Genomic DNA, 20889 nt, shown 5'->3' on the forward strand with positions numbered 1-20889 from the left:
CGCCCAGGCCCTAGAACTCGGCGACCGCGTGTTCCAGCCGCTCGGCCAGTCGCGCCTGCGCTTCGGCGCGCCGGGTCGGGATGTGGGCTGAGGGGAAAGGCGTTGTCACCGGCTCGTATTCACGCAGGGTCCGGCGGGCGACCGTCATCTTGTGGAGCTCGGTGGCGCCGTCGGCGATGCCCAGCGACTCGGCGGCCACCAGCATCTTGACGAACGGCATCTCGTCGGAGACGCCGAGCGCGCCGTGCAGGTGCAGGGCGCGCTGCGCCACGTCGTGCAGCACCTGGGGCATCGCGACTTTCACGGCCGCGATGTCGCGGCGCACCTTCTGATAGTCGTCGTGCTTGTCGATCAACCAGGCGGTGCGCAGCACCAGCAGCCGGAACTGCTCGATCTGAATCCAGCTGTCGGCGATCTTCTCCTGCGTCATCTGGAAGTCGGAGAGGTGGCCATGCCTGGTCTTGCGTGACACGGCGCGTTCGCACATCATGTCAAAAGCCTTGCGCGCCAGCGCGATCGTGCGCATCGCATGGTGGATGCGGCCCCCGCCCAGGCGGGTCTGCGCGATCATGAACGCCGCGCCCTCACCGCCGAGCACGTGATCGGCCGGCACCCGGACGTCGTTGTAACGGACGTACCCATGCGAACCGTGCTTCGACTCGCCGCCCACCCCGACATTGCGGATGATCTCGATCCCCGGCGTCTCGCCCGGGACGATGAAGAGCGACATCTTGTCGTACGTGCGCGCGTCGGGCTTGGTCACCGCCATGACGATGAAGAACGATGCGTGCCGGGCATTGCTGGAGAACCACTTCTCCCCGTTGATCACCCAGTCGTCCCCGTCGCGCGTCGCGCTCGTCACGAACATCCCCGGATCCGAACCGCCTTGGGGTTCGGTCATCGAGTAGCACGAGGTGATCTCGCCATCCAGCAACGGCTGCAGGTAACGGGCCTTCTGTTCGTCGGTGCCGAACAGCGCGAGGATCTCGGCGTTGCCGGAATCCGGTGCCTGGCAGCCGAACACCGAAGGCGCCCAACGGGAGCGCCCGAGGATCTCGTTGAGCAGTGCGAGCTTGACCTGGCCGAAGCCCTGGCCGCCAAGCTCGGGGCGCAGGTGCGCGGCCCACAGCCCCTGGTCCTTCACCTGCTGCTGCAACGGCCGCAGGATGGCCATCATCTCGGGGTTCTTCTTGTCGTAGGGATCAAGGGCGACCAGGTCGAGCGGTTCCAGCTCGTCGGTCATGAACTTTTCGACCCAGTCCAGCTTTGCCTGGTATTCGGGGTCCGTTTCGAAGTCCCACACGATGGCCGACCAATCCCCGGCGCAACGCCGCGCCGGACTCGTTGTTGAAGCCATCCCATCCTAGAGCGGGGCGTTCACCCCGGTTCCGGCAAGGACCTATTCGTGCTCGCCGCGGGTGTCGATGATCCGTTGGGCGATGTCGACCAGTTTCATCTGGTTTTCCTGCGAGAGCATCCGGAGCAAGTCGAAGGCCCGCACGTCGTCCACGCCGAAGCGCTCCATGATGATGCCCTTGGCCTGACCGATCCGGTCTCGCGTCGACACCGCCGAATACAGTTGTTCCGCATGGCTTCCCGCCAGGATGGCCGCGGCGGCGTGCGCGGCGAACACCGAGCCGATGGTCTCGGCTTCGGTGTCCCACGCATTGGCTCGATGGCTGAAGAGGTTCAGTGCGCCGGCGGTGCGGTCCGCGGTGTACAGCTTGAACGACATGCTGCTGAGCACGCCGAGCTCCACCGCGGCGGGCGCGTACTTGGGCCAGCGCGGCTCGTTGCGCAGGTCATCGCTGCGCACGATCGTCTCCTGCAGGGCGGCCTCGGCGCAGGGCCCCTCACCGAAGTCGTGCTGCAGCTTGTCGAGCTGCGCGGCCAGGTCGTCGGTGTCGCCCAGCGATTCGAACTCGCCGCCCCTTTTCACCAGCAGCACACCCGCGACGTCAGCGCCCGGTATCACCTGCACCGCCATCGCGGTCACCTCGGCCAGCACCTGCTCGAGGCTGCGCGGCGCGGCGATCCCGCGGGCGAGCTCGGCCATGCGCACGGCCAGCTCGTGGTGGGAACCCGGGTCTGAAACGTCCATAGGACCCCGATTGTGCATGATCCGCCGACCGGGCGTAACCGTACGGTCTGGTTCAGTGCAATTTGGGGAGGACGTTGGCGCGGTAGAACTCGATGCCGACGACGGGATCGTCTTGGGGGAAGTGCAGGAACGGGATGGCGCCCGCGTCGAGAACCCGCTGCACGGCGTCGATGTGCGGAGCCGGGTCGGTACCGACGGTCCAGCCGGCCAGCACCTTGTCGATGGGGTTGGACTCGGCCGCGCGCTGGATCTCGACGGGATTGGGCTGATCGACGGCCCCGGCCGTGAAACGCCACAGCGTGGCGGCCCGAGTGGCCTCGGCGTTGTCGCCGACGACCGCGAACAGTTCGGCGCGCTTGCCCAGCGTGGCGGCGTCGCGGCCGGCGGACTGTGCACCGGTAGCGAAGGCCGCCAACAGTTTTGGGTTCGTGACATCGTGGGACTGGGTGATCCAGCCGTCGCCCCGCTGTCCGGCGAGCTTCGCGCTTTTCGGTCCGGCGGCCGCCACGAAGATCGGTGGGGGCGTGGCCGGGACGTCGTAGAGCTTCAGCGAATCCGTTTGGAAATACCGGCCGGAGAAGGAGATTCGCGTGCCGCTCCACAGCTGCCGGATCAGGTCGATCGCTTCGGCGAGCCGGTCGTGGCGCTCCGCGTAGTTGCCGTAGGCGTTGGTGGTGGCCTGTTCGTTGAGGTGCTCGCCGGTGCCCACCCCCAGAAACACCCTGCCCGGGTTCAGGATCGCCAGGGAGGCGAAGGCCTGGGCGACCGTGGCCGGGTGATAGCGGTAGGTCGGACACGTCACCCCGGTGCCGAAAGAAATATGGTTGGTGCCGCTGCCCACCAGCGCCAGCGTCAGCCAGGGAAACATCGCATGGCCTTCGTTGTCCTGCCATGGCTGGATGTGATCGCTGGCCCACACGTATTGGAAGCCCGCCTGCTCGGCCGCCTGGGCCTGTGCGACCAGGCGATCGGTGCGGAACTGCTCGTGGGAGAGCACGAATCCGACGCCCTTGCCCGCCGGTGGTGGAGCGCTGGGCTTGCCATGGTCGCCGGCCGGTTTCGCGCACCCGTCGGCCACCCCGACTGACCCGAGCATTCCCGCGCCGGCTGCCACCCGCCCGAACGCTCGCCGCGAGATGCCGGTCACCCGGATCGGCATACCCGTCCCACCGCCCCTCACACGCACTAGCGTGTTGCGGATGACCCCGCAGGTCCGACCGGCAGTCAAAGGCGACGTCCGCGCGCTGTCGCGCACGCTGGCGCGCGCGTTCTACGACGATCCGGTGATGATCTGGTTGATTCCCGATCCGGACAAGCGGACCGCGCACCTGGCCCGCCTGTTCGCGACGATGACGCGCCACCACCACCTGGTCCGCGGCGGCGTGGAGGTGGCCTGCGCGGCGGCGGGGATCGGCGCTGCGGCGCTGTGGGATCCGCCCGACGAGTGGCAGGAGACGTCTCGTGCGCAGTTGGCGATGACCCCGACGTTCATCCGGGTTTTCGGCCTGCGCTCGATGCGTGGACGCGCGATTCAGGAGTTGATGAAGAGCGTGCATCCCGCCGAACCGCATTGGTATCTGGCCGTGATCGGCAGCGATCCGGACGTCCGTGGCAAGGGGTTCGGTCAGGCGTTGATGAGGTCACGGCTGGATCGCTGCGATGCCGAGTACTGCCCGGCCTATCTCGAGTCGAGCAAGCCCGAAAACGTGCCCTACTACGAACGATTCGGCTTCACGGTCACCCGGGAGATCGCCCTGCCCGACGGTGGTCCGACCCTGTGGGCCATGTGGCGCCCGCCACGCTAGCGGATGGACGGAATGGCGCTCTGGCCCGCGTTTAACCCCCCGATGGCGCGGGCAACCGTTTCGGCATGAGCGATAACCCCCAGCCGGACGAGCAGGTGGATCCCGTGGACTTCCCCGAAGAGGGCGGCCCGGGTGACACCCTGAACGCGAGCGAAGGTACCGACTCGGACGAGCTGCGCAACGACGACGGCGACATCGTCGTCGACCCGCCCGAGGGCTGGAGCGAGGCCAACCGGTTCGGCGTGACGGCCAGGGAGGAGCGCGAGGGCGAATCCCTCGATTCCCGGTTGGCGGCCGAAGAGCCCGACGTCCCCGATGACATCGAGCCGGTCGACGACAAACCGCGGCGCGCCCATCGGGGCCAGATCGATGGCACCCCCGAAGACGGCGACTCGCTGTACGACGTCGTCGACGAGTAAGTCAGTGCTCGGCTGTTTACTGCAGCCGACGCACTCAGGGTGTGCTTCGCCAGCCGGCGATGCCCGTCGCGATCATCCTCAACTGCTTGACGGCGAGCCGGCGGATGTCTTCGGTCGCCTCGATGCTCTGCGAATCCTCGATGGCCTCCGCGATCACGATCATGGCGTTGACGAACAGGGTCGCCAGCACGTTGAGATCCTCGGTGGTCCACTTGTTCAGCCCGGGGAATCGCGCCAGGTCGGTGGCCAGTTCGGAGGTGATCAGCCGGATCTCGGTGCGAATGGCATACCGCAGCACCGACAGGCCGCTGTTGCGCTCGCGGCCGATGAGCCGCCAGTGTTCGCGCCGGTCGGCGACGCTGGCGACCAGGATCTCGACGGACGACTCGATCACCCGGTTGGGGTCGAGCTTGCCGGCACGGGCATCACGCAGGGTGTCGCGCAGGCTCCGGAACGACTCGTCGATCAAGACGAGGCCGAGGGCCTCCATCGATTCGAAATGCCGGTAGAACGCGGCCGGAACGATCCCGACCTGACGGGTGACCTCGCGCAGGCTCAGGCTGGAGAAGCTGCGGTCCTGCAACAGCTTGAGCGCGGCCGCGATGATGGCCCGACGGGTCGCCTCCTTGCGCTCCTCACGCGACTGGCTTTCGCGCGAGCGCTCGCGACCCGAGCCGCGCCCGCGTGAGCTAGGAGTACGGCTGTTCACTGTGTGAACCCTACCACAGCCAGGCAGTAAACCCTTGACGGCACGTGCGTTGCGGTCGCACGGTGTACATATGTTCACTCAAACCGCTCAAGCTTCTGGCCGAGTCCTCGCGCGGACCTTTCGGCAGCGCGTGTTGGGTTCAGAGCTCTTAGACCTGCTGACCGGTCCGCACGGCGTCGACCGCTACACCGAACTGGTGGCGCCTACCTGGACGCTGGGCGAAGCCCGCGCCAAAGTGACCGACGTGCGGCGGAGCACCCCGCGCAGTGTCACCCTGACCCTGACCCCCAACGACACCTTCCTCTCCGCCCACAGCCTGAAGGCCGGCCAGTACGTCAACCTCACCGTCGAGATCGACGGCCGCCGGCACACCCGCTGCTATTCGCCCGCCAATGCCGAAGGGACGGCCGGTCTCGAGTTGACCATCGGCCGGCACGAGGGCGGCCTGGTCTCGAACTATCTGTACGAACACGCCCGCCCCGGCATGGTGGTCGGTCTGGCGGGCATCGGCGGCGACTTCACGTTACCGGCGCGTGGACCACAAAGCCCGCAGCGCATCCTCTTCGTTTCCGGGGGTAGCGGTATCACCCCCGTGCTGGCGATGGCGCGCACCCTGGTCGCCCAGGGCCATCCGGGCGAGATCGCATTCATCCACTACGCCCGCACACCCGCCGAGGCGTGCTACCGCAACGAGCTGGCCGCGATGGCCCCGGTGCGGGTGCTGCACGGCTATACCCGATCCGACTACGGCGACCTCGCCGGGCGGTTCGGCCCGGAGCACCTGGCCGCCGCCATGCCGTCACCCGATGCGGTATTCGTCTGCGGGCCAACGCCTCTGGTCGAGGCCGTGCAAAAGCACTGCGACAACGTGTACACCGAGAGCTTCGTGCCGCCGGTCTTCGATGCGCCGGCGAATCCGGCGGGCGGACGAGTGACGTTCGCCGACAGCGGGGTTGACATCGTCGACGACGGACGGTCCCTGCTGGAGCAGGCCGAATCGGCGGGCCTGACGCCCGAGAACGGATGCCGGATGGGCATCTGCCACACCTGCACGCGCCGCAAAACCGCCGGCACCGTGCGCAACCTGGTCACCGGCGCGGTCTCGACCGCTCCCGACGAGGACGTGCAGATCTGCGTGTCCGTTCCGGTCGGTGACGTGGACCTGTCGCTGTAAACGGCGCTCACATCCCAGAAAAGACTTGGAGGACAAGCAATGCCGAACGACAAGATCACCCTGACACCCGAACAGGCCGACGCATTCGGCCGTGAACTCGACGCCATCAAGGAACGCGTGATGGCCCAACTCGGCGAACAGGACGCCGACTACATCCGCCGCGTCATCAAGACGCAGCGTGCGCTGGAAGTCGGTGGCCGGGCGCTGTTGTTCGCCGGGTTCCTGCCGCCGGCGTGGCTGGCCGGCACCGCGATGCTGGGTGTGTCGAAGATCCTGGACAACATGGAGATCGGCCACAACATCATGCACGGCCAGTACGACTGGATGCGCGACCCGGCCATCTCCGGACGCACCTTCGAGTGGGACACGGCGTGCCCGGCCGATCAATGGCGGCACTCGCACAACTACATGCACCACACCCACACCAACATCGTGGGCATGGACCGCGACATCGGCTACGGAATCCTGCGGATGAGCGAGGACCAGCGCTGGCAGCCATACTTTCTCGGCAACCCGGTCTACGCCTTCCTGCTGATGGTGTTGTTTCAGTACGGCGTCGCACTGCACGAGCTGGAAACCGAGCGCATCCGCTCCGGTGAGATCCGGCTCGAGGACAAGCGCGAAGTCCTCCGGGCCATCTGGAAGAAGACCCGTCGCCAGACCCTCAAGGACTACGTCGCGTTCCCGCTGCTGGCCGGGCCCGTCGCGCCGTTCGTCTTCACCGGTAACCTCACCGCCAACCTGATGCGCAACGTGTGGTCGTACATGATCATCTTCTGCGGCCACTTCCCGGACGGCACACAGGAATTCACCGTCGAGGAGACCAAGGACGAGTCGCGCGGCATGTGGTACTTCCGCCAGGTGCTCGGCTCGGCAAACCTCACCGGCGGCAGGCTGTTTCACCTGCTCTCCGGCAACCTGTCGCACCAGATCGAGCACCACCTGTTCCCGGACATGCCGGCCCGCCGGTACTCCGAGATCGCGGGCGAGGTTCAGGAGATCTGCGAACGCTACGGCATCCCGTACAACCGCGGTCCGCTGCTGCGCCAGTTCGGCACCGTCGTCCGCAAGATCGTCCGGCTGACCTTCCCGGACTCCTGGGTGCAGAAGGCCGCCGCCGAGAAGTCGCCCGAGCCCGAGCCGATCGCCGCGTAAATCCACGTGGTCGGGCATTGCCTCGCGCTGGGACAGGGGGACAATGAGGTCCGTGGAATGGACCGGCGCGCGCTATGCGGATACCCCGACAGTGGAAGCTTCGACGTGGATCGACGCCGATCCGGCCCGGGTCTGGAGCCTGGTATCCGATATCGCGCTGATGCCCGCGTTCAGCAGCGAGCTGAAGGCCGTGGAATGGGCGGAGGGATCGAACGGCCCAGGGGTCGGCGCGCGCTTCATCGGACACAACGAGCATGAGGCGTTCGGGCAGTGGAGCAGCACCTCGCAGATCGTCGCCTGCGACCAGCCGCACGAGTTCGCCTGGGCCGTCGGCGAACCCGACGATCCCGCGGCCAAGTGGCGATTCCGGCTGGCCCCCCGCGACGGCGGCACCGTCCTGAACTACTGGATGCAGATGGGGCCGGGACGCTCGGGCCTGTCGGTGGCCATCGAGTCGATGCCCGACAAGGAGCAGAAGATTGTGTTCGTGCGGTTGCGCGAGTTCGAGGGCGCGATCGGAAAGACCTTGGCGGCGATCAAACGGCTGGCCGAACACGGAGTGCATTGATGCGGACGGCCACGACGGTCGAGCTGTCCGGTGCCGGGAGCGAGGCCGCTGAGGTCGTGGCGTTGGCCGTCGAGGCGGAGAAGCTGGGTCTCGATGTCTGCTGGGTGGCCGAGGCGTGGGGCGCGGATGCGCCGTCGGCGCTGGGCTACCTGGCGGCCCGCACCGAGCGGATGCTGCTGGGTTCCGGCGTGCTGCAGGTCGGCACCCGCTCGCCGGTGATGGTCGCCCAGACCGCGATCACGCTGTCCAACCTGTCGAACGGGCGATTCCTGCTCGGGTTGGGTGCCTCGGGCCCGCAGGTGATCGAGGGCCTGCACGGCGCCTCGTTCCGCCGGCCGTTGGCGCGCATCTCGGAGACGATCGACGTTGTGCGGCAGGCATTTGCGGGCGGGAAAATCGCTTATGCCGGAAAGGAATTCGAGATCCCCCAACCCGGGGGCGAGGCGGTGCCGATGCGGTTGTCGAACCGCCCCGAGCACCCTATTCCGGTGTACCTGGCCGCCCTGTCACCGGCTATGCTGCGGTTGACCGGACGGGTCGCCGACGGCTGGCTGGGCACCAGCTTTGTCCCCGAGGGCGCCGGCGACGCCTACTTCTCGCACCTCGACGACGGGCTGGCGGCCGCGAACCGTACCCGAGCCGACATCGACATCTGTCAGGGTGCCGAAGTCGCCTTTGCCGCAGACGAAGACGAGCTGCGGGGCATGGTCGCGGGCCGCAAGAAGGAGCTGGCCTTCAGCCTCGGCGGGATGGGATCGTCGAGCACGAATTTCTACAACCGGGCCTACAGCCGGCAGGGCTGGGCGGACGTTGCCGCCGCGGTGCGCGAGCGCTGGCAGCGCGGCGACCGGGACGGGGCGGCCGGCCTGGTGACCGACGAGATGGTGCTGGCCACCACGCTCATCGGGACCGAGGAGATGGTCTCCGCGCGCCTTGCGGTGTGGCGCGACGCTGGCGTGAACACCGTGCGGTTGTATCCCGCGGGCGACACGCTGGACGCCAAGCTGGAGACGCTGGGCCGGGCGATCGAACTGGTCCGCGAGGCCTAGCGACAAAGGGTCGCTAGTGCACAGATCCGCACCACCTGCGAGTCGAGCCCGCAGGTCAGCCCTACCGACCGCCAAGGCCACGACAGTGATAAAGGTCGTGTTATCGGCCTTGACCGATAGCATCGGGTTATGCTAACGAAATTAGCTATGCCCCAATGTGTTTCGGTTTCGATAGGACGCCAAGTAACCTAGTTGCTTGGCGGTGGTGGTTGGGGTTGGAAGGGTGTGTACCACCACCAGTCGGCGCGTTCGCCGGTGGGTCCCGGGCAGGGCGCCACCGCGGGCGGGGGTTGCGTTGGTGGGCGCGCCAGCGATCCCGGGTTCAGTGATCGGCCCGCGGTGTCGGTGACGATGAGTGCGTGGGCGGGTCCGGTGATGGTGATGACGCCCCGGTGGTGGCACCGGTGATGGTAGGGACAGAGGAGCACCAGGTTGGCCAACTCGGTGGGGCCGCCGTCTTCCCAGTGCTGGATGTGGTGGGCGTGCAGACCACGGGTGGCGCCACAGCCGGGCACGGCGCAGGTGCGGTCGCGATGCTCCAGCGCGCGGCGAAGCCGCCGGTCGATAAGCCGGGTCGCGCGTCCGGCGCCGATGACCTGGCCGTGGCGTTCGAACCAGACTTCACAGGTGGCATCACAGGTCAGGTACCGGCGTTCGGTGTCGGACAGCAGCGGACCCAGATGCAGGGCGGCAGCGCGCTGCTCGACGTCGAGGTGCACCACCACGGTGGTGTGCTGCCCGTGCGGGCGGCGGGCCGCCTCGGCGTCCCAGCCGGCCTCGACTAGACGCATGAACGCCTCGGCGGTGCCCGGAAACGGCGGGCGCTGATCTGACGTGCCCGCACCATTGCCGTGGTCGTGTTTCCATTCGGCGATCAGCGCATCACGATGAGAGGCCAAGGCGGCGTCGAACTTCGCGGCGTCATGATGGGCAAGGGTGATCCGGTAGCAGCTGCCCTGCTCATTGGTGGTCGTGGTGAAAGTGCGCTCGGGCTCGGGCTCGGGCCGGGGTTCGGGTTCGGGTCGCGGTTCCAACTTGACCGCGGTGCGCAGCTGAGTGACCGTGGCGACCCGCGCCAACTGCGCGTAGTGCTCATCAGAACCCTCCCCGGCCCGCGCCGCGATCACGCCGACCTGATCGGCCGACAGCCGGCCCTCGCGCATGCCCTGAACGCAGCGTGGGAACTCCTCGAGCCGGCTCGCGATGGTGGCGATCGTGTGGGCGTTGGCCGGCGAGCAGCCGGTCTTCCAGGCCACCAACGCCGGCACCGACCGCGCGCCGGTGACACCGCACAATTCGTCGCGATCGATCTCGGCCACGATCTCCACCATGCGCCCATCAATCGCATTGCGCTGACCGCTCAACTCCGCCAACTCCTCGAACAACACCTCAAGACGCTCGGCGGGACTCCCCACGGCGGGAGGTGACGCAGTTAAGGACATAACCTCAGCATTGCAGCCGGGTACGACAAATCTCGGCGGCCCGATCCGCGCCGGGGTGTGATCCATCAGCACGGCGCACATTGGCCGCCAGGGCAGCCCCGCCGTCCAAAATTAGTGCCCAGATCCCAGCAGCCCAAAACCGAAGAACAAGAGGTTGACCCGCTGCGAATACCGCGGGCCCCGAATCGTGAGCCAACAACCGCATGGTCTGCATAGCCCTAGCGACCCCTTGGTTGTTGCCAGTGGCGATCACGAGGGCGGCATTGCCGGGCGACGCGGGTCGCCACCGCCGAACTCAGTGCGTGTCGGTGGGGGCGTCGGCTGCCTTGACGAGTTCCACCTCGGGCCGCTGCGGCACGCCGTCGGCAAGGAACCAACGGAATGCCAGGTTGCCGCGCGGATAGCCCAGCGTGGTAAGCGAATTCGGGTGCGCCGTCGTGGCGGCGGACAAGACGACCGTCACGGAACCGTCGCTGTTGAGCACGGCGCTGTGGCCGTTCAGCGAGCAGCGGGCGTCCTCCGGGCCGACCGTCGCCATGAACTGGTTCCACACCACCAGGTTCCAAAACCTGCACGCCGGCGGCCGGTGCGTGATCACCAGCGCCTCGTCCTCGTCGAGCACGAAACTGCCGTAGGAGTAGCAGGCGTCGCGCGCCGACCAGCCGAAGTTGGCGTCGGGCACCTGATAGGGATCGGCGAAAGCGTTGGCGGCATGGGCGGTTTCGTGCCCCAGAGCATGCTGCTGGTCAACCCGGTTTCCGACGGCCAGCGGCACGATGGCGAACATGGTCCGCAGCCAAGTGGCGGCGGCGCGCAGGCTCGCCGCGGTCTCGGCGTCACCGTGCCGGATCGGGTCGGGCTCGTCGAGCGCCTCGATGTGCCAGGTCACAGGGCGCCCGGTCAGGGGATCGGCCTGATAGTCGCGGGTCATCAGCACGGCCGCGTCGGGGGTGGCGGGAAACTCGAAGCTGAAGTTGCCGTCGGAGTCGATCTCGAGGTCGGTGTCGCGGACGATCGCGACGACCCGATCCGACCAGGCGCCCGGCGTCGGCTCGTTGTAGGCCGTCACCGAAAAGTACACGCTGTCACCTTTGTTCCCGCTGATCCGGTACCGGCGGGCCGGATCGATCGGGCAGATGAAGTAGTAGGCGTCGGTGTTGTCCCCGCCCCAGCGGCGGTCGCGGCGAAAGGGCGTGTTGACCGCGACGAACTGCGGCCGGCCCGGCTCGGGGAACAGGTAAGCATCCAGGGCCACGCCCAGGGTGGCGGCCAGCATGCGGTAGCCGTCGGCGACGTGTCGATCGTCGGTGACCGCACGGTCACCCTCGAGGAACGAGTTACCCAGTTCGCCAAGGGTTTTCAGTAGGTCCTGCCACGCCTCGGTCGATTGGTGCTTCATGCGCTGATTCCTTTCAGGAGCAATGCGGTGGTGCGGTCGACCCAGGAGTCGTCGAGCTCGTCGGGGCGGGTGAGCAGGCCCATCAGCGTGATGCCGGCGATGGCCTCGGTGAGCTCGGAGGCGGTCACGCCGGCGCGGACCTCGCCACGGGTGACGGCTCGCTGCAGCAGCTCGGTGAGCCCGCCACCGATGACGTCGGCGAACCGCTCCAGCAGCGCCGAGTGCAGGGTCGGGTCCGCGGCCATCTCGGCGACCAGTCCAGGCAGCGCCGCCCGGGCGGGCGGTGTGCTCAGGAAAGTCATTGAGCGACTGACCATTTCGTGCAGATCCTCGGGCAGCGACCCGGTATCCGGAAGCTCGGTCGCGGCGCCGATCGGGAACACCGCCTCGTGGACGAGGTGCGCCTTGCTCGGCCAGCGCCGGTAGATGGCGGGCTTGCTGGTGCCGGCGCGCTCGGCGATCGCGGAGACCAACAGCGAGGCGTAGCCCGTCTCGGCGAGAAGCTCGACGGTGGCGCTGAGCACCGCACCGTCGATCCGCGGATCACGAGGACGACCAAAATCTACTACCATTACGAAACTCAGAGTAACATAAGTCGCCGTGAACGTTCGCCTCGACGACCTTGCCCAGCCCCAATTCAGTGCCGAGGGTCAGCAGATTCTCGACATGATGGCCACGATGGCCCCGCAATGCCCGTTGGATGCCGGCGCTTTGCACGCGCAGGCCAGGGCCGACACCGGCCTGAACGATTTCGGCCCCGACGACTACCGCGAGCGCCTCGATGTCTACCTCGCCGCGTTGCGCGAGATCGACGGGTTGCACGACGCCGGAGTGGTCAACTTCTACGGGCAACTGCTGCAGATCCTCAAGAACCGGCTGCTGTTGGCCGACCTGCTGACTCGCCATCCCGAGATCAACGGGATCGAACTGCGTTCGCCGGTGGTCATCGCCGGGCTGCCCCGCACCGGCACCACGCACCTGCACAACCTGCTGGCCGCGCCGCCTACGTTCCGCACCATGCCGTACTGGGAAAGCAACGAGCCGTTCCCGATGCCGAATGAACTTGACGTGCAACCGGATCCGCGGCGAACCCGGATGGATGTCGCGGTCGGCGTGATCAACATGGTGATGCCACATTTCCCCCTGATGCACGAGATGACCACCGACCACGTCCACGAAGAGATTCAGCTGCTGGCCAACGACGTGTCCACGATGCTGCTGGAGACGCTCGCCGACGTCCCCCGCTGGCGGGACTACTACCAGGCTCACGACCAAACGCCGCACTATCAGTACCTGGCCACTCAACTCCGGGCGATGCAGTTCCTGCGCGGCGGACGGCGCTGGCTGCTCAAATCGCCTCAGCATCTCGAGCAGGTGCCCGTCCTGAATCGGGTGTTCCCCGACAGCATCGTCGTGTTCACCCACCGCGACCCGGTGCCGGTGGCGCTGTCGATGATCGCGATGATCACCTACTCCGCCCGCATGCACCGCTCGCCGGTGCCGGTGGAGCAGATCGCCAACTCGTGGATCGACCGCCTCGATCAGATGCTCACCGCGCTGATCCGCGACCGCGACACCATCGGACCGGACCGCTCGATCGACATCCGGTTCGACGACTTCATGGCGGACGAACTCGGCGTCGCCGAGCGGGTATACGCCTTGGCCGGCGAACCGTTCACCGATGAGGCGCGCGCGGCCATCGGCGACTACCTCGCGGGCCACCGGCGCGGGCGACTGGGCAGTGTCGAGACGTCCTATGAGATGTTCGGGCTGGACGAGGGCGACCTGCACGAGCGCTTCGCGCCGTATGTCGAGCGGTTTCTGGCCTAAGCCTTTCCGAGCGGCTACGTTCTGAATTCATGGTCACAATGCCGGCGCTGGACGGGGTGGAACACAGATACGTCGATCTGGGAAACGGCGTGACGATCCACGTCGCGGAGGCGGGACCGGCGAGCGGGCCGGCGGTGATGTTGGTGCACGGCTTCCCGCAGAACTGGTGGGAATGGCGCGAGCTGATCGGGCCGCTGTCCGCCGACGGCTACCGGGTGTTGTGTCCGGACCTGCGCGGCTCGGGCTGGAGTTCGGCGCCACGCACCAGCTACACCAAGGACGAGATGGCCGACGATTTGGCCGGGGTGCTGGACCGGTTGGGCGTCGCGACGGTCAAGCTGGTGGCCCACGACTGGGGCGGCCCGGTCGCGTTCATCATGATGCTGCGCCACCCGGAGCGGGTGACAGGATTTTTCGGGGTGAATACCGTTGCGCCGTGGGTGAAGCCGAGCCTGTCGACGCTGCGCAATATCTGGCGGCTCTGGTATCAGATCCCGATTTCGCTGCCGGTCATCGGGCCGCGGGTGATCAGCGACCCCAACTCCCGGTTCGTCCGGATGCTCGGGTCATGGGTCGGCGGTGGTTACACCCTGCCCGAGGAGGACACCCGCATGTACCTCGAGTGCATGCAACAGCCCGGCCACGCAGAGGCGGGTTCGCGGTGGTACCGCAGCTTCCAAACCAAAGAGATGCGCAAATGGATGCGCGGCCAATACAACGATGCTCGCATCGACGTCCCGGTCCGCTGGCTGACAGGAACCAAAGATCCGGTGATCACGGCGGACCTCACCGACGGATATGCCGATCACATCGCTGATTTCGAGGTCGAGCTGGTCGACGGCGTCGGCCATTGGATCGTCGACCAGCGCCCCGATCTGGTCCTGGACCGGGTTCGCAGTTTACTCGCCGAAAAATAACGCGGGTGAAGGCTTTTCGGTGCCGGCCCTAGTCGACGCCGATGGTGACTTCGGTCGATTTGATGAACACGGTCGCCGGCTGCCCGACCTTGAGGCCGAGGTCGGTCGCGGCGTCCTTGGTGACTGACGACGTGATGACCTGATCGCCGCCGTCGAGCGTCACCCTCACCACGGCCATCACGGTGCCGAGTTCGACCTCGGTGATGGTGCCCCTGAGCTGGTTTCGAGTCGAGAGCCGCATCGCAGGATCCTCCAAGTCGGAAACGAGTGGGTCTGCGGTGAGCCTAGACCTACCGGGCCAGAGCCGGGATGGCTTGTGACGCTTTCACTTACGCGGACGTGCGGGCCTAATGGCGCGGGCCGAGCAGGGCTACGGACGCATCCACGGCCGGTTCCACGATTTCTCGGACCGGTTTACCGTCTTCGACCGCAAGTGCGGTCAGCTCCCGCAGGCCGCCCAAGAGGATCACGGCCAACGGCGCCGTCAGCGGGGGCAGCTCGGCGCGCCGGAACCCGGGACTGGCGCTGAGGTCGATCAGCAGGCTGGTCAGCAACTGCAGCCCACGGCGCTGCACCGGGCGAGCGGCCGCACCCAGCGAGGGCAGTTCGCGGATCCAGCTCAACGTAATGGCCGGCCGGGCCTCGATGTATCCGACATAGGCGTCGACGGCCTGGCGGATCTGCACGTGCCAATCGGCCACGGGATCGACCGAGGCCGTGATCGTGGCGCCCAGCTTCTCGATGTCGACGGCCAGCAGCTCGAGGAAGCACTCTTCCTTGCCGGCGAAGTGGTCGTAGAAGGTGCGCTTGGACGTGCGCGCGGAGCGGACGACGTCGGCGACCGTGCTGGCGCGGTAGCCGCGCTCGGTGATCGAGGCGGCGAGTCCGTCGAGCAGCCGTTGCCGAAACGGATCCGGCTCGCCGGGTGCGTCGCCCGCGACCGCGTCGGCGGCTGTCGCTGTCACCGCTGGTGTCACGCGGGCGCCCCTTTCGGTGAGTGCGGCACCTTGTCAGGCTTGGTACTTCAGAGTACCGTACTCGGCAGATACCGCGGTACATCGCCGTACCACCCCGGTGCCGGGGCAGATGTTGGGAGAAATCGTCATCATGAGCCAACAAGTCGCCGCCCCGCCGACCGCAATCAAATTGCCTCCGGCCGTCCGGGTTCCCAAAGCGCTTCAGGGCCTCGGCTTCGCGACGTCGCGGCGAACGATGATGCGACGACTGTCACGCCGTTACGGAAACGTCTTCACGCTGCGCCTGCCGATGTGGGGGCGCGTCATCATGGTCAGTGACCCACAGCTGGCCAAACAGATCTTCACCACCAGCCCAGACGAACTCGGCAACATCCAACCCAATTTGAGCAGGCTGTTCGGTCCCGGCTCCGTATTCGGACTCGAGGGCGACGACCATCGTCGCCGGCGACGGCTGCTGGCTCCGCCATTTCACGGCAAGAGCATGAAGAATTACGAGAGCATCATCGAAGAAGAGACGCTGCGCGAGATGGCCAGCTGGCCGGAGGGCAGGTCATTCGCGACGTTGCCGCCGATGATGCGAATCACGCTGAATGCCATCCTGCGTGCGGTTTTCGGCGCGGAGGGCGCCGAACTCGACGAGCTGCGCCGGCTGATCCCGCCGTGGGTCACGCTGGGCTCCCGCCTTGCGGCGCTGCCGAAGCCGAAGCGTTATCCCCGGTTCGGCCCGTGGGGCCGCCTGGACAAGTGGCGGCGGCAATACGACAACGTCATCGAGAAGCTGATCGCCGACGAGCGGGCCGACCCGAACTTCGCCGAGCGGACCGACGTGCTCGCGCTGCTGTTGCGCAGCACCTACGACGACGGTTCCGCGATGTCGCGCAAGGACATCGGCGACGAGCTCCTGGCCCTGCTGGCCGCCGGGCACGAGACCACCGCATCCACGCTGGGCTGGGCATTCGAGCGGATCAGCCGGCACCCTGAGCTATTGGCGAGGCTGGTCGAGGAGGCCGACAACGGCGGCAGCGAGCTGCGCCAAGCGACGATCCTGGAGGTCCAGCGGGCACGGACCGTCATCGATTTCGCCGGTCGCCACGTCTACCCCGAGGCCTACCAGCTCGGCGAATGGGTGATCCCGCGCGGCTATTCGATCATCGTCGGCATCGCGCAGATACACGACAACCCCGACGTGTTCCCCGATCCCCGGCGGTTCGACCCGCAACGCTTCATCGACACCAAACCGTCGGCGCTGTCGTGGATTCCGTTCGGTGGCGGGACCCGCCGCTGTGTAGGGGCGGCATTCGCCAACATGGAGATGGACGTGGTGCTCCGGACGGTGTTGCGCCGCTTGACGATTGAGACTACGGACGCACCCGGCGAGCGGTGGCATTGCCGCGGGGTTGCCTTCACCCCGAAGGACGGCGGCCGGATCCTGGTGCGCCGGCGCTGAATTCGGCGCAGTCCGCTATTGGCTGGAGGTCGCCCGGCGCGGCAGTTTCCAGCCCGGGCGGATGAAGTGGCAGGTGTATCCGCTGGGATAGTGCTGCAGGTAGTCCTGGTGTTCGGGCTCGGCTTCCCAGAAGTCGCCGGCCGGGCTGACCTCGGTCACCACCTTGCCGGGCCACAGCCCGGACGCCTCGACGTCGGCAATGGTGTCCAGCGCGATCCGCTTCTGCTCGTCGTCGAGATAGAAGATGGCCGACCGGTAACTGGGTCCCCGGTCGTTGCCCTGCCGGTCTTTCGTTGTCGGATCGTGGATCTGGAAGAAGAACTCCAGCATCGTGCGGTAGTCGGTGACCGCCGGGTCATAGACGATCTCGATCGCCTCGGCGTGGGTGCCGTGGTTGCGGTAGGTCGCATTGGGGACGTCGCCGCCGGTGTAACCGACCCGGGTGGAAACCACGCCCGGCTGCTTGCGGATCAGTTCCTGCATCCCCCAGAAGCAGCCGCCGGCGAGAATCGCTTTCTGGTTGGTCATCGTTCGTCCTCCATAACCGGCAACAATGACGCCAGGTTACACTCCGCCGATGAGCTGCAACGGTGCCGCGAAATCATGAGCACGCCAAAGTTCTCGCGTAGCGAACTGGCCGCCGCCTTCGAAGAATTCGAAGCGACCGTCGACGCGGCGGCGCAATCACACGACTGGGACGCGTGGGTCCAGCACTACACACCCGACGTCGTGTATATCGAGCACGCGGCCGGCACCATGCACGGCCGCGACGAGGTCCGCGAGTGGATCAGCAAGACGATGGGCAGCTTTCCCGGCAGCCACATGGTGGCGTTCCCGTCGCTGTGGTCGGTGATCGACGAGCCCACGGGGCGCATCATCATGGAACTCGACAACCCGATGCGCGATCCCGGTGACGGCACGGTCATCGGCGCGACGAACATCTCGATCATCACCTACGCCGGCGACGGCCTGTGGCGTCAGCAGGAAGACATCTACAACCCGCTGCGCTTCGTGCAGGCGACGATGAAGTGGTGCCGCAAGGCGCAGGAACTCGGCACCCTCGACGAGGACGGCGCGCGATTCATGGAGCAGTACGGAGGCGCTCAGTGAGCACGAAACCCAAACTTGTCATCGGCGCCAACGGCTTTCTGGGTTCGCATGTGACCCGCCAACTCGTCGCCGACGGCCACCAGGTGCGGGCCATGGTGCGCGAGGGCGCGAACACCCGCTCGATCGACGACCTGGAGCTGTCCCGGTTTCACGGCGACGTGTTCGACACCGCCGTGCTGCAGGAGGCGATGGACGGCGTCGACGACGTCTACTACTGCGTCGTGGACACCCGCGCCTGGTTGCGCGATACCGCGCCGCTGTTTCGCACCAACGTCGAAGGGCTGCGCAACGTTCTGGACGTGGCCGTCGCGCAACCCGACCTGCGCCGGTTCATCTTCACCAGCACCTACGCGACCGTGGGCCGGCGCCACGGCCACGTCGCCACCGAGGAGGACATCGTCGGCACCCGCGGGTTGTCGGACTACGTCCAGTCCCGGGTCCAGGCCGAGAACCTGGTGATGCGCTACGTGGCCGAGGCCGGGCTGCCCGCGGTGGCGATGTGCGTGTCGACGACGTACGGCAGCGGTGACTGGGGCCGCACCCCGCATGGCGCGTTCATCGCCGGCGCGGTCTTCGGCAAGCTGCCCTTCACGATGGAGGGCATCCAGCTCGAAGTCGTCGGTGTCACCGACGCCGCCCGGGCGATGATCCTGGCCGCCGAACGCGGGCGCATCGGCGAGCGGTACCTGATCTCCGAGCGGATGATCGCGTTGAAAGAGGTGGTCCGGATCGCGGCCGACGAGGCCGGTGTGCCGGCGCCGCGGCGCTCGATCTCCGTCCCGGTGCTGTATGCGATGGGTGCGCTGGGCAACCTGCGGGCGCGCCTCACCGGCAAGGATGCCGAACTCAGCCTCGCGTCGGTGCGCATGATGCGTGCCGAAGCGCCCGTCGACCACAGCAAGGCCGTCCGCGAATTGGGCTGGCAGCCGCGCCCGGTCGAGGAATCCATCCGCGAGGCGGCCCGGTTCTGGGCCGCGATGCGAGATGCCAAAGGCAGGAGCACAACTCCCGGCTGAACACCACGCCGACCGCTGTTCAGGACGCGGCGCGGGGGCTTGGGGTGGGGCTAGCCTCGCGGTGTGACTACCGCGCGAATACCCGTCGATCTCAGCGGGGCGCCCCAGACCATGTTGGCGACGTTCTACGCCAAGGCGCTGGACGCCGATTTTCCGAAACCCATCCTGGGCGATCGGTATGCGAAGGAGATCGTCGAGCGCATCGACTACGACTGGAAGAAAACGACCATCACCCCGCGGCGGGCGCCGTCGGTGACCACCCGGTCGGCGCACTTCGACCAATGGACGCGCAAATTCCTTGCCGCACATCCTCGTTCGGTCGTGCTGCACCTGGGCTGCGGGCTGGACAGCCGATTCTTCCGCTTGCAGCCGGGCCCGGGCGTCCAGTGGTACGACGTCGACTACCCCGAGGTCGTGGCCCTGCGAACCCAGCTCTACCCGAGCCGCGATCACTATCGCGTCGTCGCCGCCTCGGTCACCGACCCGGCATGGCTGGCCGAAATCCCAGCCGACCGTCCCACGCTGATGATCGGGGAGGGGCTGACCATGTATCTCACCGAGCAGGACGGCACCGCCCTACTGCGCAGGGTGGTCGGCCGGTTCGCATCGGGTGAGCTGCAGTTCGACGCGTTCAATTGGCTCGGGATCAAGTCGCAATGGCTCAACACAGTGGTGCGACGGTCCGGGTCCACGCTGCACTGGGCGATCAACGGGCCCGACGACATCATCGAAGCCGTGCCGGGGGTGCGGCTGCTGGCCTGGGAACGATGGTTCGAGTCGTACACCTTCGCGCAGTTGCCCCGCTCATCCCGAGCCCTGGGCAAGGTCATGTCGCAGGTTGACGCGGTTGCCAACATGTCGCAGTACCACCGCTACGCATTCGGTCCGCCCCGCGGGAAGCCTTGACCGCGGACGCGCGTTGCACAACGGTAAGGCGTCTAAGGAGGAACCACCATGGCCCACCCGGAAATCAAAGAACCCAGCGCCGGGCACCCGATCACCATCGAGCCGACCAAGGGGCGTGTGCAGGTACGCGTCAACGGCGAGCTCGTCGCCGACACCACGGCCGCGCTGGAATTACGCGAAGCCACTTTGCCTGCGGTGCAATACATTCCGATCACCGACGTGGTGCAGGACCGGCTCACCCCGACGGACACCAGCACGTACTGCCCCTTCAAGGGCAACGCCAGCTACTACAGCGTGACCACCTCGGTCGGTGACACCGTCGACGATGTGATCTGGACCTACGAGCAGCCGTATCCGGCGGTCGAAAAGATTGCCGGGCACGTGGCGTTCTACCCCAACAAGGCCGACATCAGCATCTCGGCTCAGTAGGGCGTCCACCCGGGAAGCGCGGCCGCCACCGCACGGGTGTCGCTGTACACGCGCATGGAGACGATCAGCCCGTCGCGGGTGTCGAAGATGCACACGAACGGGCTGTCGTACTCGACGCCGTCGGACGTGGTGCCGGTGGCCTGCGCCTCCACGACCACGGTCTCTCCCTCGTTCACGCAGCGCACCAGGTCGATGGTCAGCTCGAGGTCTTGTTTGCGTCGCTCGATCGACCGCCGGAGTACGTGTTTGTCGCAGGGCGTGCGAGTGTAGAGCGTCCAGTAGGTGAAGTCGTCACTGAGCAGGGCGAAGCCCTCGTCCAGATCGCCGCCGTCGCTGGTGCTCTGCAGGAACATCCAGGCCAGTTCGCCCTGCGGGTCATCGAACGGCGTCATCACAACGCAATATTGACCTGGCACGCAGTTCACGGTCAATCAGA

Annotated in this window: 24 protein-coding genes; 13 read left to right on the forward strand and 11 right to left on the reverse strand. The window is 66.9% G+C overall.

Annotation, left to right across the window (positions count from 1 at the left end):
* Nucleotides 1–10 precede the first annotated feature (10 nt).
* The 3 genes from A5732_RS03600 to A5732_RS03610 all read right to left on the reverse strand — a co-directional run bounded on the left by A5732_RS03600 (nucleotide 11) and on the right by A5732_RS03610 (nucleotide 3260).
* A complete protein-coding gene (locus A5732_RS03600) occupies nucleotides 11–1303 on the reverse strand; it encodes an acyl-CoA dehydrogenase family protein (RefSeq protein WP_081388749.1) in 1293 nt (430 codons plus the stop codon).
* A 96-nt stretch (nucleotides 1304–1399) separates the two neighbouring features.
* Nucleotides 1400–2101 (reverse strand): GAF and ANTAR domain-containing protein, encoded by a 702-nt coding sequence (locus tag A5732_RS03605; RefSeq protein ID WP_076052950.1) that lies wholly within the window; start codon nucleotides 2099–2101, stop codon nucleotides 1400–1402.
* Nucleotides 2102–2153: 52 nt separating this feature from the next.
* Complete coding sequence (locus A5732_RS03610; protein WP_076100694.1) at nucleotides 2154–3260, reverse strand: F420-dependent hydroxymycolic acid dehydrogenase; 1107 nt, start codon at nucleotides 3258–3260, stop codon at nucleotides 2154–2156.
* Between the two features lie 40 nt (nucleotides 3261–3300).
* Between A5732_RS03610 and A5732_RS03615 the strand changes: the two genes are divergently transcribed.
* Nucleotides 3301–3906 carry a GNAT family N-acetyltransferase gene (locus tag A5732_RS03615; RefSeq protein ID WP_076053092.1) on the forward strand — a complete coding sequence of 202 codons (606 nt, stop codon included), beginning with the start codon at nucleotides 3301–3303 and terminating at the stop codon, nucleotides 3904–3906.
* 65 nt (nucleotides 3907–3971) lie between these two features.
* The gene (locus A5732_RS03620; protein WP_076052953.1) at nucleotides 3972–4325 is read left to right on the forward strand and encodes a hypothetical protein; all 354 of its coding nucleotides are present in this window, start codon (nucleotides 3972–3974) and stop codon (nucleotides 4323–4325) included.
* Nucleotides 4326–4359: 34 nt separating this feature from the next.
* On the opposite strand, the gene A5732_RS03625 is transcribed toward A5732_RS03620, so the two are convergent.
* Nucleotides 4360–5034: a TetR family transcriptional regulator gene (locus tag A5732_RS03625; protein ID WP_076052955.1), complete on the reverse strand. Its 675-nt coding sequence runs from the start codon at nucleotides 5032–5034 to the stop codon at nucleotides 4360–4362.
* Between the two features lie 70 nt (nucleotides 5035–5104).
* On the opposite strand from A5732_RS03625, the gene A5732_RS03630 reads away from it, so the two are divergent.
* Genes A5732_RS03630 through A5732_RS03645 form a run of 4 tightly spaced genes read left to right on the forward strand, consistent with a single transcriptional unit; the run spans nucleotide 5105 to nucleotide 8980 of the window.
* Nucleotides 5105–6208 (forward strand): ferredoxin reductase, encoded by a 1104-nt coding sequence (locus A5732_RS03630; protein ID WP_076100696.1) that lies wholly within the window; start codon nucleotides 5105–5107, stop codon nucleotides 6206–6208.
* Nucleotides 6209–6247: 39 nt separating this feature from the next.
* Nucleotides 6248–7363, forward strand: a complete 1116-nt coding sequence (locus A5732_RS03635; protein ID WP_076100698.1) for a fatty acid desaturase family protein — start codon at nucleotides 6248–6250, stop codon at nucleotides 7361–7363.
* A 43-nt stretch (nucleotides 7364–7406) separates the two neighbouring features.
* On the forward strand, nucleotides 7407–7931 hold the full coding sequence (locus A5732_RS03640) for an SRPBCC family protein (protein WP_170880047.1): 525 nt from the start codon (nucleotides 7407–7409) through the stop codon (nucleotides 7929–7931).
* A complete protein-coding gene (locus A5732_RS03645) occupies nucleotides 7931–8980 on the forward strand; it encodes an LLM class flavin-dependent oxidoreductase (protein WP_076100700.1) in 1050 nt (349 codons plus the stop codon). The genes A5732_RS03640 and A5732_RS03645 overlap by 1 nt, the downstream gene beginning before the upstream one ends.
* Nucleotides 8981–9168: 188 nt before the next feature.
* Here A5732_RS03645 and A5732_RS03650 read toward each other — a convergent pair whose 3' ends face one another.
* From A5732_RS03650 to A5732_RS03660, 3 genes are all read right to left on the reverse strand, one after another.
* On the reverse strand, nucleotides 9169–10422 hold the full coding sequence (locus A5732_RS03650) for an HNH endonuclease signature motif containing protein (RefSeq protein ID WP_076100705.1): 1254 nt from the start codon (nucleotides 10420–10422) through the stop codon (nucleotides 9169–9171).
* A 295-nt stretch (nucleotides 10423–10717) separates the two neighbouring features.
* Nucleotides 10718–11821, reverse strand: coding sequence for a DUF1214 domain-containing protein (locus A5732_RS03655; RefSeq protein WP_076100708.1), 1104 nt, complete (start codon nucleotides 11819–11821; stop codon nucleotides 10718–10720).
* Complete coding sequence (locus A5732_RS03660; RefSeq protein ID WP_076100710.1) at nucleotides 11818–12393, reverse strand: TetR/AcrR family transcriptional regulator; 576 nt, start codon at nucleotides 12391–12393, stop codon at nucleotides 11818–11820. Before A5732_RS03660 ends, A5732_RS03655 begins: the two co-directional genes overlap by 4 nt.
* Nucleotides 12394–12421: 28 nt before the next feature.
* On the opposite strand from A5732_RS03660, the gene A5732_RS03665 reads away from it, so the two are divergent.
* Together A5732_RS03665 and A5732_RS03670 are read left to right on the forward strand one after the other, a co-directional pair.
* Nucleotides 12422–13651, forward strand: a complete 1230-nt coding sequence (locus A5732_RS03665; protein WP_076100713.1) for a sulfotransferase family protein — start codon at nucleotides 12422–12424, stop codon at nucleotides 13649–13651.
* A 29-nt stretch (nucleotides 13652–13680) separates the two neighbouring features.
* Complete coding sequence (locus A5732_RS03670) at nucleotides 13681–14568, forward strand: alpha/beta fold hydrolase (protein WP_076100715.1); 888 nt, start codon at nucleotides 13681–13683, stop codon at nucleotides 14566–14568.
* Nucleotides 14569–14596: 28 nt separating this feature from the next.
* Here A5732_RS03670 and A5732_RS03675 read toward each other — a convergent pair whose 3' ends face one another.
* Both A5732_RS03675 and A5732_RS03680 read right to left on the reverse strand, forming a co-directional pair.
* Nucleotides 14597–14809, reverse strand: a complete 213-nt coding sequence (locus tag A5732_RS03675; RefSeq protein WP_076052975.1) for a TOBE domain-containing protein — start codon at nucleotides 14807–14809, stop codon at nucleotides 14597–14599.
* 106 nt (nucleotides 14810–14915) lie between these two features.
* Nucleotides 14916–15533: a TetR/AcrR family transcriptional regulator gene (locus A5732_RS03680; RefSeq protein ID WP_076100717.1), complete on the reverse strand. Its 618-nt coding sequence runs from the start codon at nucleotides 15531–15533 to the stop codon at nucleotides 14916–14918.
* A 142-nt stretch (nucleotides 15534–15675) separates the two neighbouring features.
* Between A5732_RS03680 and A5732_RS03685 the strand changes: the two genes are divergently transcribed.
* Complete coding sequence (locus tag A5732_RS03685) at nucleotides 15676–16992, forward strand: cytochrome P450 (protein ID WP_076100806.1); 1317 nt, start codon at nucleotides 15676–15678, stop codon at nucleotides 16990–16992.
* A gap of 15 nt (nucleotides 16993–17007) precedes the next feature.
* Here A5732_RS03685 and msrA read toward each other — a convergent pair whose 3' ends face one another.
* Nucleotides 17008–17520: a peptide-methionine (S)-S-oxide reductase MsrA gene (msrA, locus tag A5732_RS03690; protein ID WP_076052979.1), complete on the reverse strand. Its 513-nt coding sequence runs from the start codon at nucleotides 17518–17520 to the stop codon at nucleotides 17008–17010.
* A 75-nt stretch (nucleotides 17521–17595) separates the two neighbouring features.
* Between msrA and A5732_RS03695 the strand changes: the two genes are divergently transcribed.
* From A5732_RS03695 to A5732_RS03710, 4 genes are all read left to right on the forward strand, one after another.
* Nucleotides 17596–18102 (forward strand): nuclear transport factor 2 family protein, encoded by a 507-nt coding sequence (locus A5732_RS03695; RefSeq protein ID WP_076052981.1) that lies wholly within the window; start codon nucleotides 17596–17598, stop codon nucleotides 18100–18102.
* On the forward strand, nucleotides 18099–19118 hold the full coding sequence (locus A5732_RS03700; RefSeq protein WP_065075239.1) for an NAD-dependent epimerase/dehydratase family protein: 1020 nt from the start codon (nucleotides 18099–18101) through the stop codon (nucleotides 19116–19118). The genes A5732_RS03695 and A5732_RS03700 overlap by 4 nt, the downstream gene beginning before the upstream one ends.
* Before the next feature lie 78 nt (nucleotides 19119–19196).
* Nucleotides 19197–20024 carry a class I SAM-dependent methyltransferase gene (locus A5732_RS03705; protein ID WP_076100809.1) on the forward strand — a complete coding sequence of 276 codons (828 nt, stop codon included), beginning with the start codon at nucleotides 19197–19199 and terminating at the stop codon, nucleotides 20022–20024.
* Between the two features lie 48 nt (nucleotides 20025–20072).
* A complete protein-coding gene (locus A5732_RS03710; protein WP_076100719.1) occupies nucleotides 20073–20453 on the forward strand; it encodes a DUF427 domain-containing protein in 381 nt (126 codons plus the stop codon).
* On the opposite strand, the gene A5732_RS03715 is transcribed toward A5732_RS03710, so the two are convergent.
* A complete protein-coding gene (locus tag A5732_RS03715) occupies nucleotides 20447–20848 on the reverse strand; it encodes a nuclear transport factor 2 family protein (RefSeq protein ID WP_065075240.1) in 402 nt (133 codons plus the stop codon). The genes A5732_RS03710 and A5732_RS03715 overlap by 7 nt on opposite strands.
* Nucleotides 20849–20889: the final 41 nt, after the last annotated feature.

It is taken from the genome of Mycobacterium colombiense (assembly GCF_001953985.1).
In the GTDB taxonomy this organism is placed as follows: Bacteria; Actinomycetota; Actinomycetes; order Mycobacteriales; family Mycobacteriaceae; genus Mycobacterium; species Mycobacterium colombiense_B.

Excerpts from the sequence above, each read along its gene's own strand:
- A5732_RS03605 (WP_076052950.1), bottom strand. The coding sequence starts at position 2,101 with ATGGACGTTTCAGACCCGGGTTCCCACCACGAGCTGGCCGTGCGCATG.
- A5732_RS03610 (WP_076100694.1), bottom strand. The coding sequence starts at position 3,260 with ATGCCGATCCGGGTGACCGGCATCTCGCGGCGAGCGTTCGGGCGGGTG.
- A5732_RS03615 (WP_076053092.1), top strand. The coding sequence starts at position 3,301 with ATGACCCCGCAGGTCCGACCGGCAGTCAAAGGCGACGTCCGCGCGCTG.
- A5732_RS03620 (WP_076052953.1), top strand. The coding sequence starts at position 3,972 with ATGAGCGATAACCCCCAGCCGGACGAGCAGGTGGATCCCGTGGACTTC.
- A5732_RS03630 (WP_076100696.1), top strand. The coding sequence starts at position 5,105 with ATGTTCACTCAAACCGCTCAAGCTTCTGGCCGAGTCCTCGCGCGGACC.
- A5732_RS03635 (WP_076100698.1), top strand. The coding sequence starts at position 6,248 with ATGCCGAACGACAAGATCACCCTGACACCCGAACAGGCCGACGCATTC.
- A5732_RS03640 (WP_170880047.1), top strand. The coding sequence starts at position 7,407 with ATGAGGTCCGTGGAATGGACCGGCGCGCGCTATGCGGATACCCCGACA.
- A5732_RS03645 (WP_076100700.1), top strand. The coding sequence starts at position 7,931 with ATGCGGACGGCCACGACGGTCGAGCTGTCCGGTGCCGGGAGCGAGGCC.
- A5732_RS03650 (WP_076100705.1), bottom strand. The coding sequence starts at position 10,422 with ATGTCCTTAACTGCGTCACCTCCCGCCGTGGGGAGTCCCGCCGAGCGT.
- A5732_RS03655 (WP_076100708.1), bottom strand. The coding sequence starts at position 11,821 with ATGAAGCACCAATCGACCGAGGCGTGGCAGGACCTACTGAAAACCCTT.
- A5732_RS03660 (WP_076100710.1), bottom strand. The coding sequence starts at position 12,393 with ATGGTAGTAGATTTTGGTCGTCCTCGTGATCCGCGGATCGACGGTGCG.
- A5732_RS03670 (WP_076100715.1), top strand. The coding sequence starts at position 13,681 with ATGGTCACAATGCCGGCGCTGGACGGGGTGGAACACAGATACGTCGAT.
- A5732_RS03675 (WP_076052975.1), bottom strand. The coding sequence starts at position 14,809 with ATGCGGCTCTCGACTCGAAACCAGCTCAGGGGCACCATCACCGAGGTC.
- A5732_RS03685 (WP_076100806.1), top strand. The coding sequence starts at position 15,676 with ATGAGCCAACAAGTCGCCGCCCCGCCGACCGCAATCAAATTGCCTCCG.
- msrA (WP_076052979.1), bottom strand. The coding sequence starts at position 17,520 with ATGACCAACCAGAAAGCGATTCTCGCCGGCGGCTGCTTCTGGGGGATG.
- A5732_RS03695 (WP_076052981.1), top strand. The coding sequence starts at position 17,596 with ATGAGCACGCCAAAGTTCTCGCGTAGCGAACTGGCCGCCGCCTTCGAA.
- A5732_RS03710 (WP_076100719.1), top strand. The coding sequence starts at position 20,073 with ATGGCCCACCCGGAAATCAAAGAACCCAGCGCCGGGCACCCGATCACC.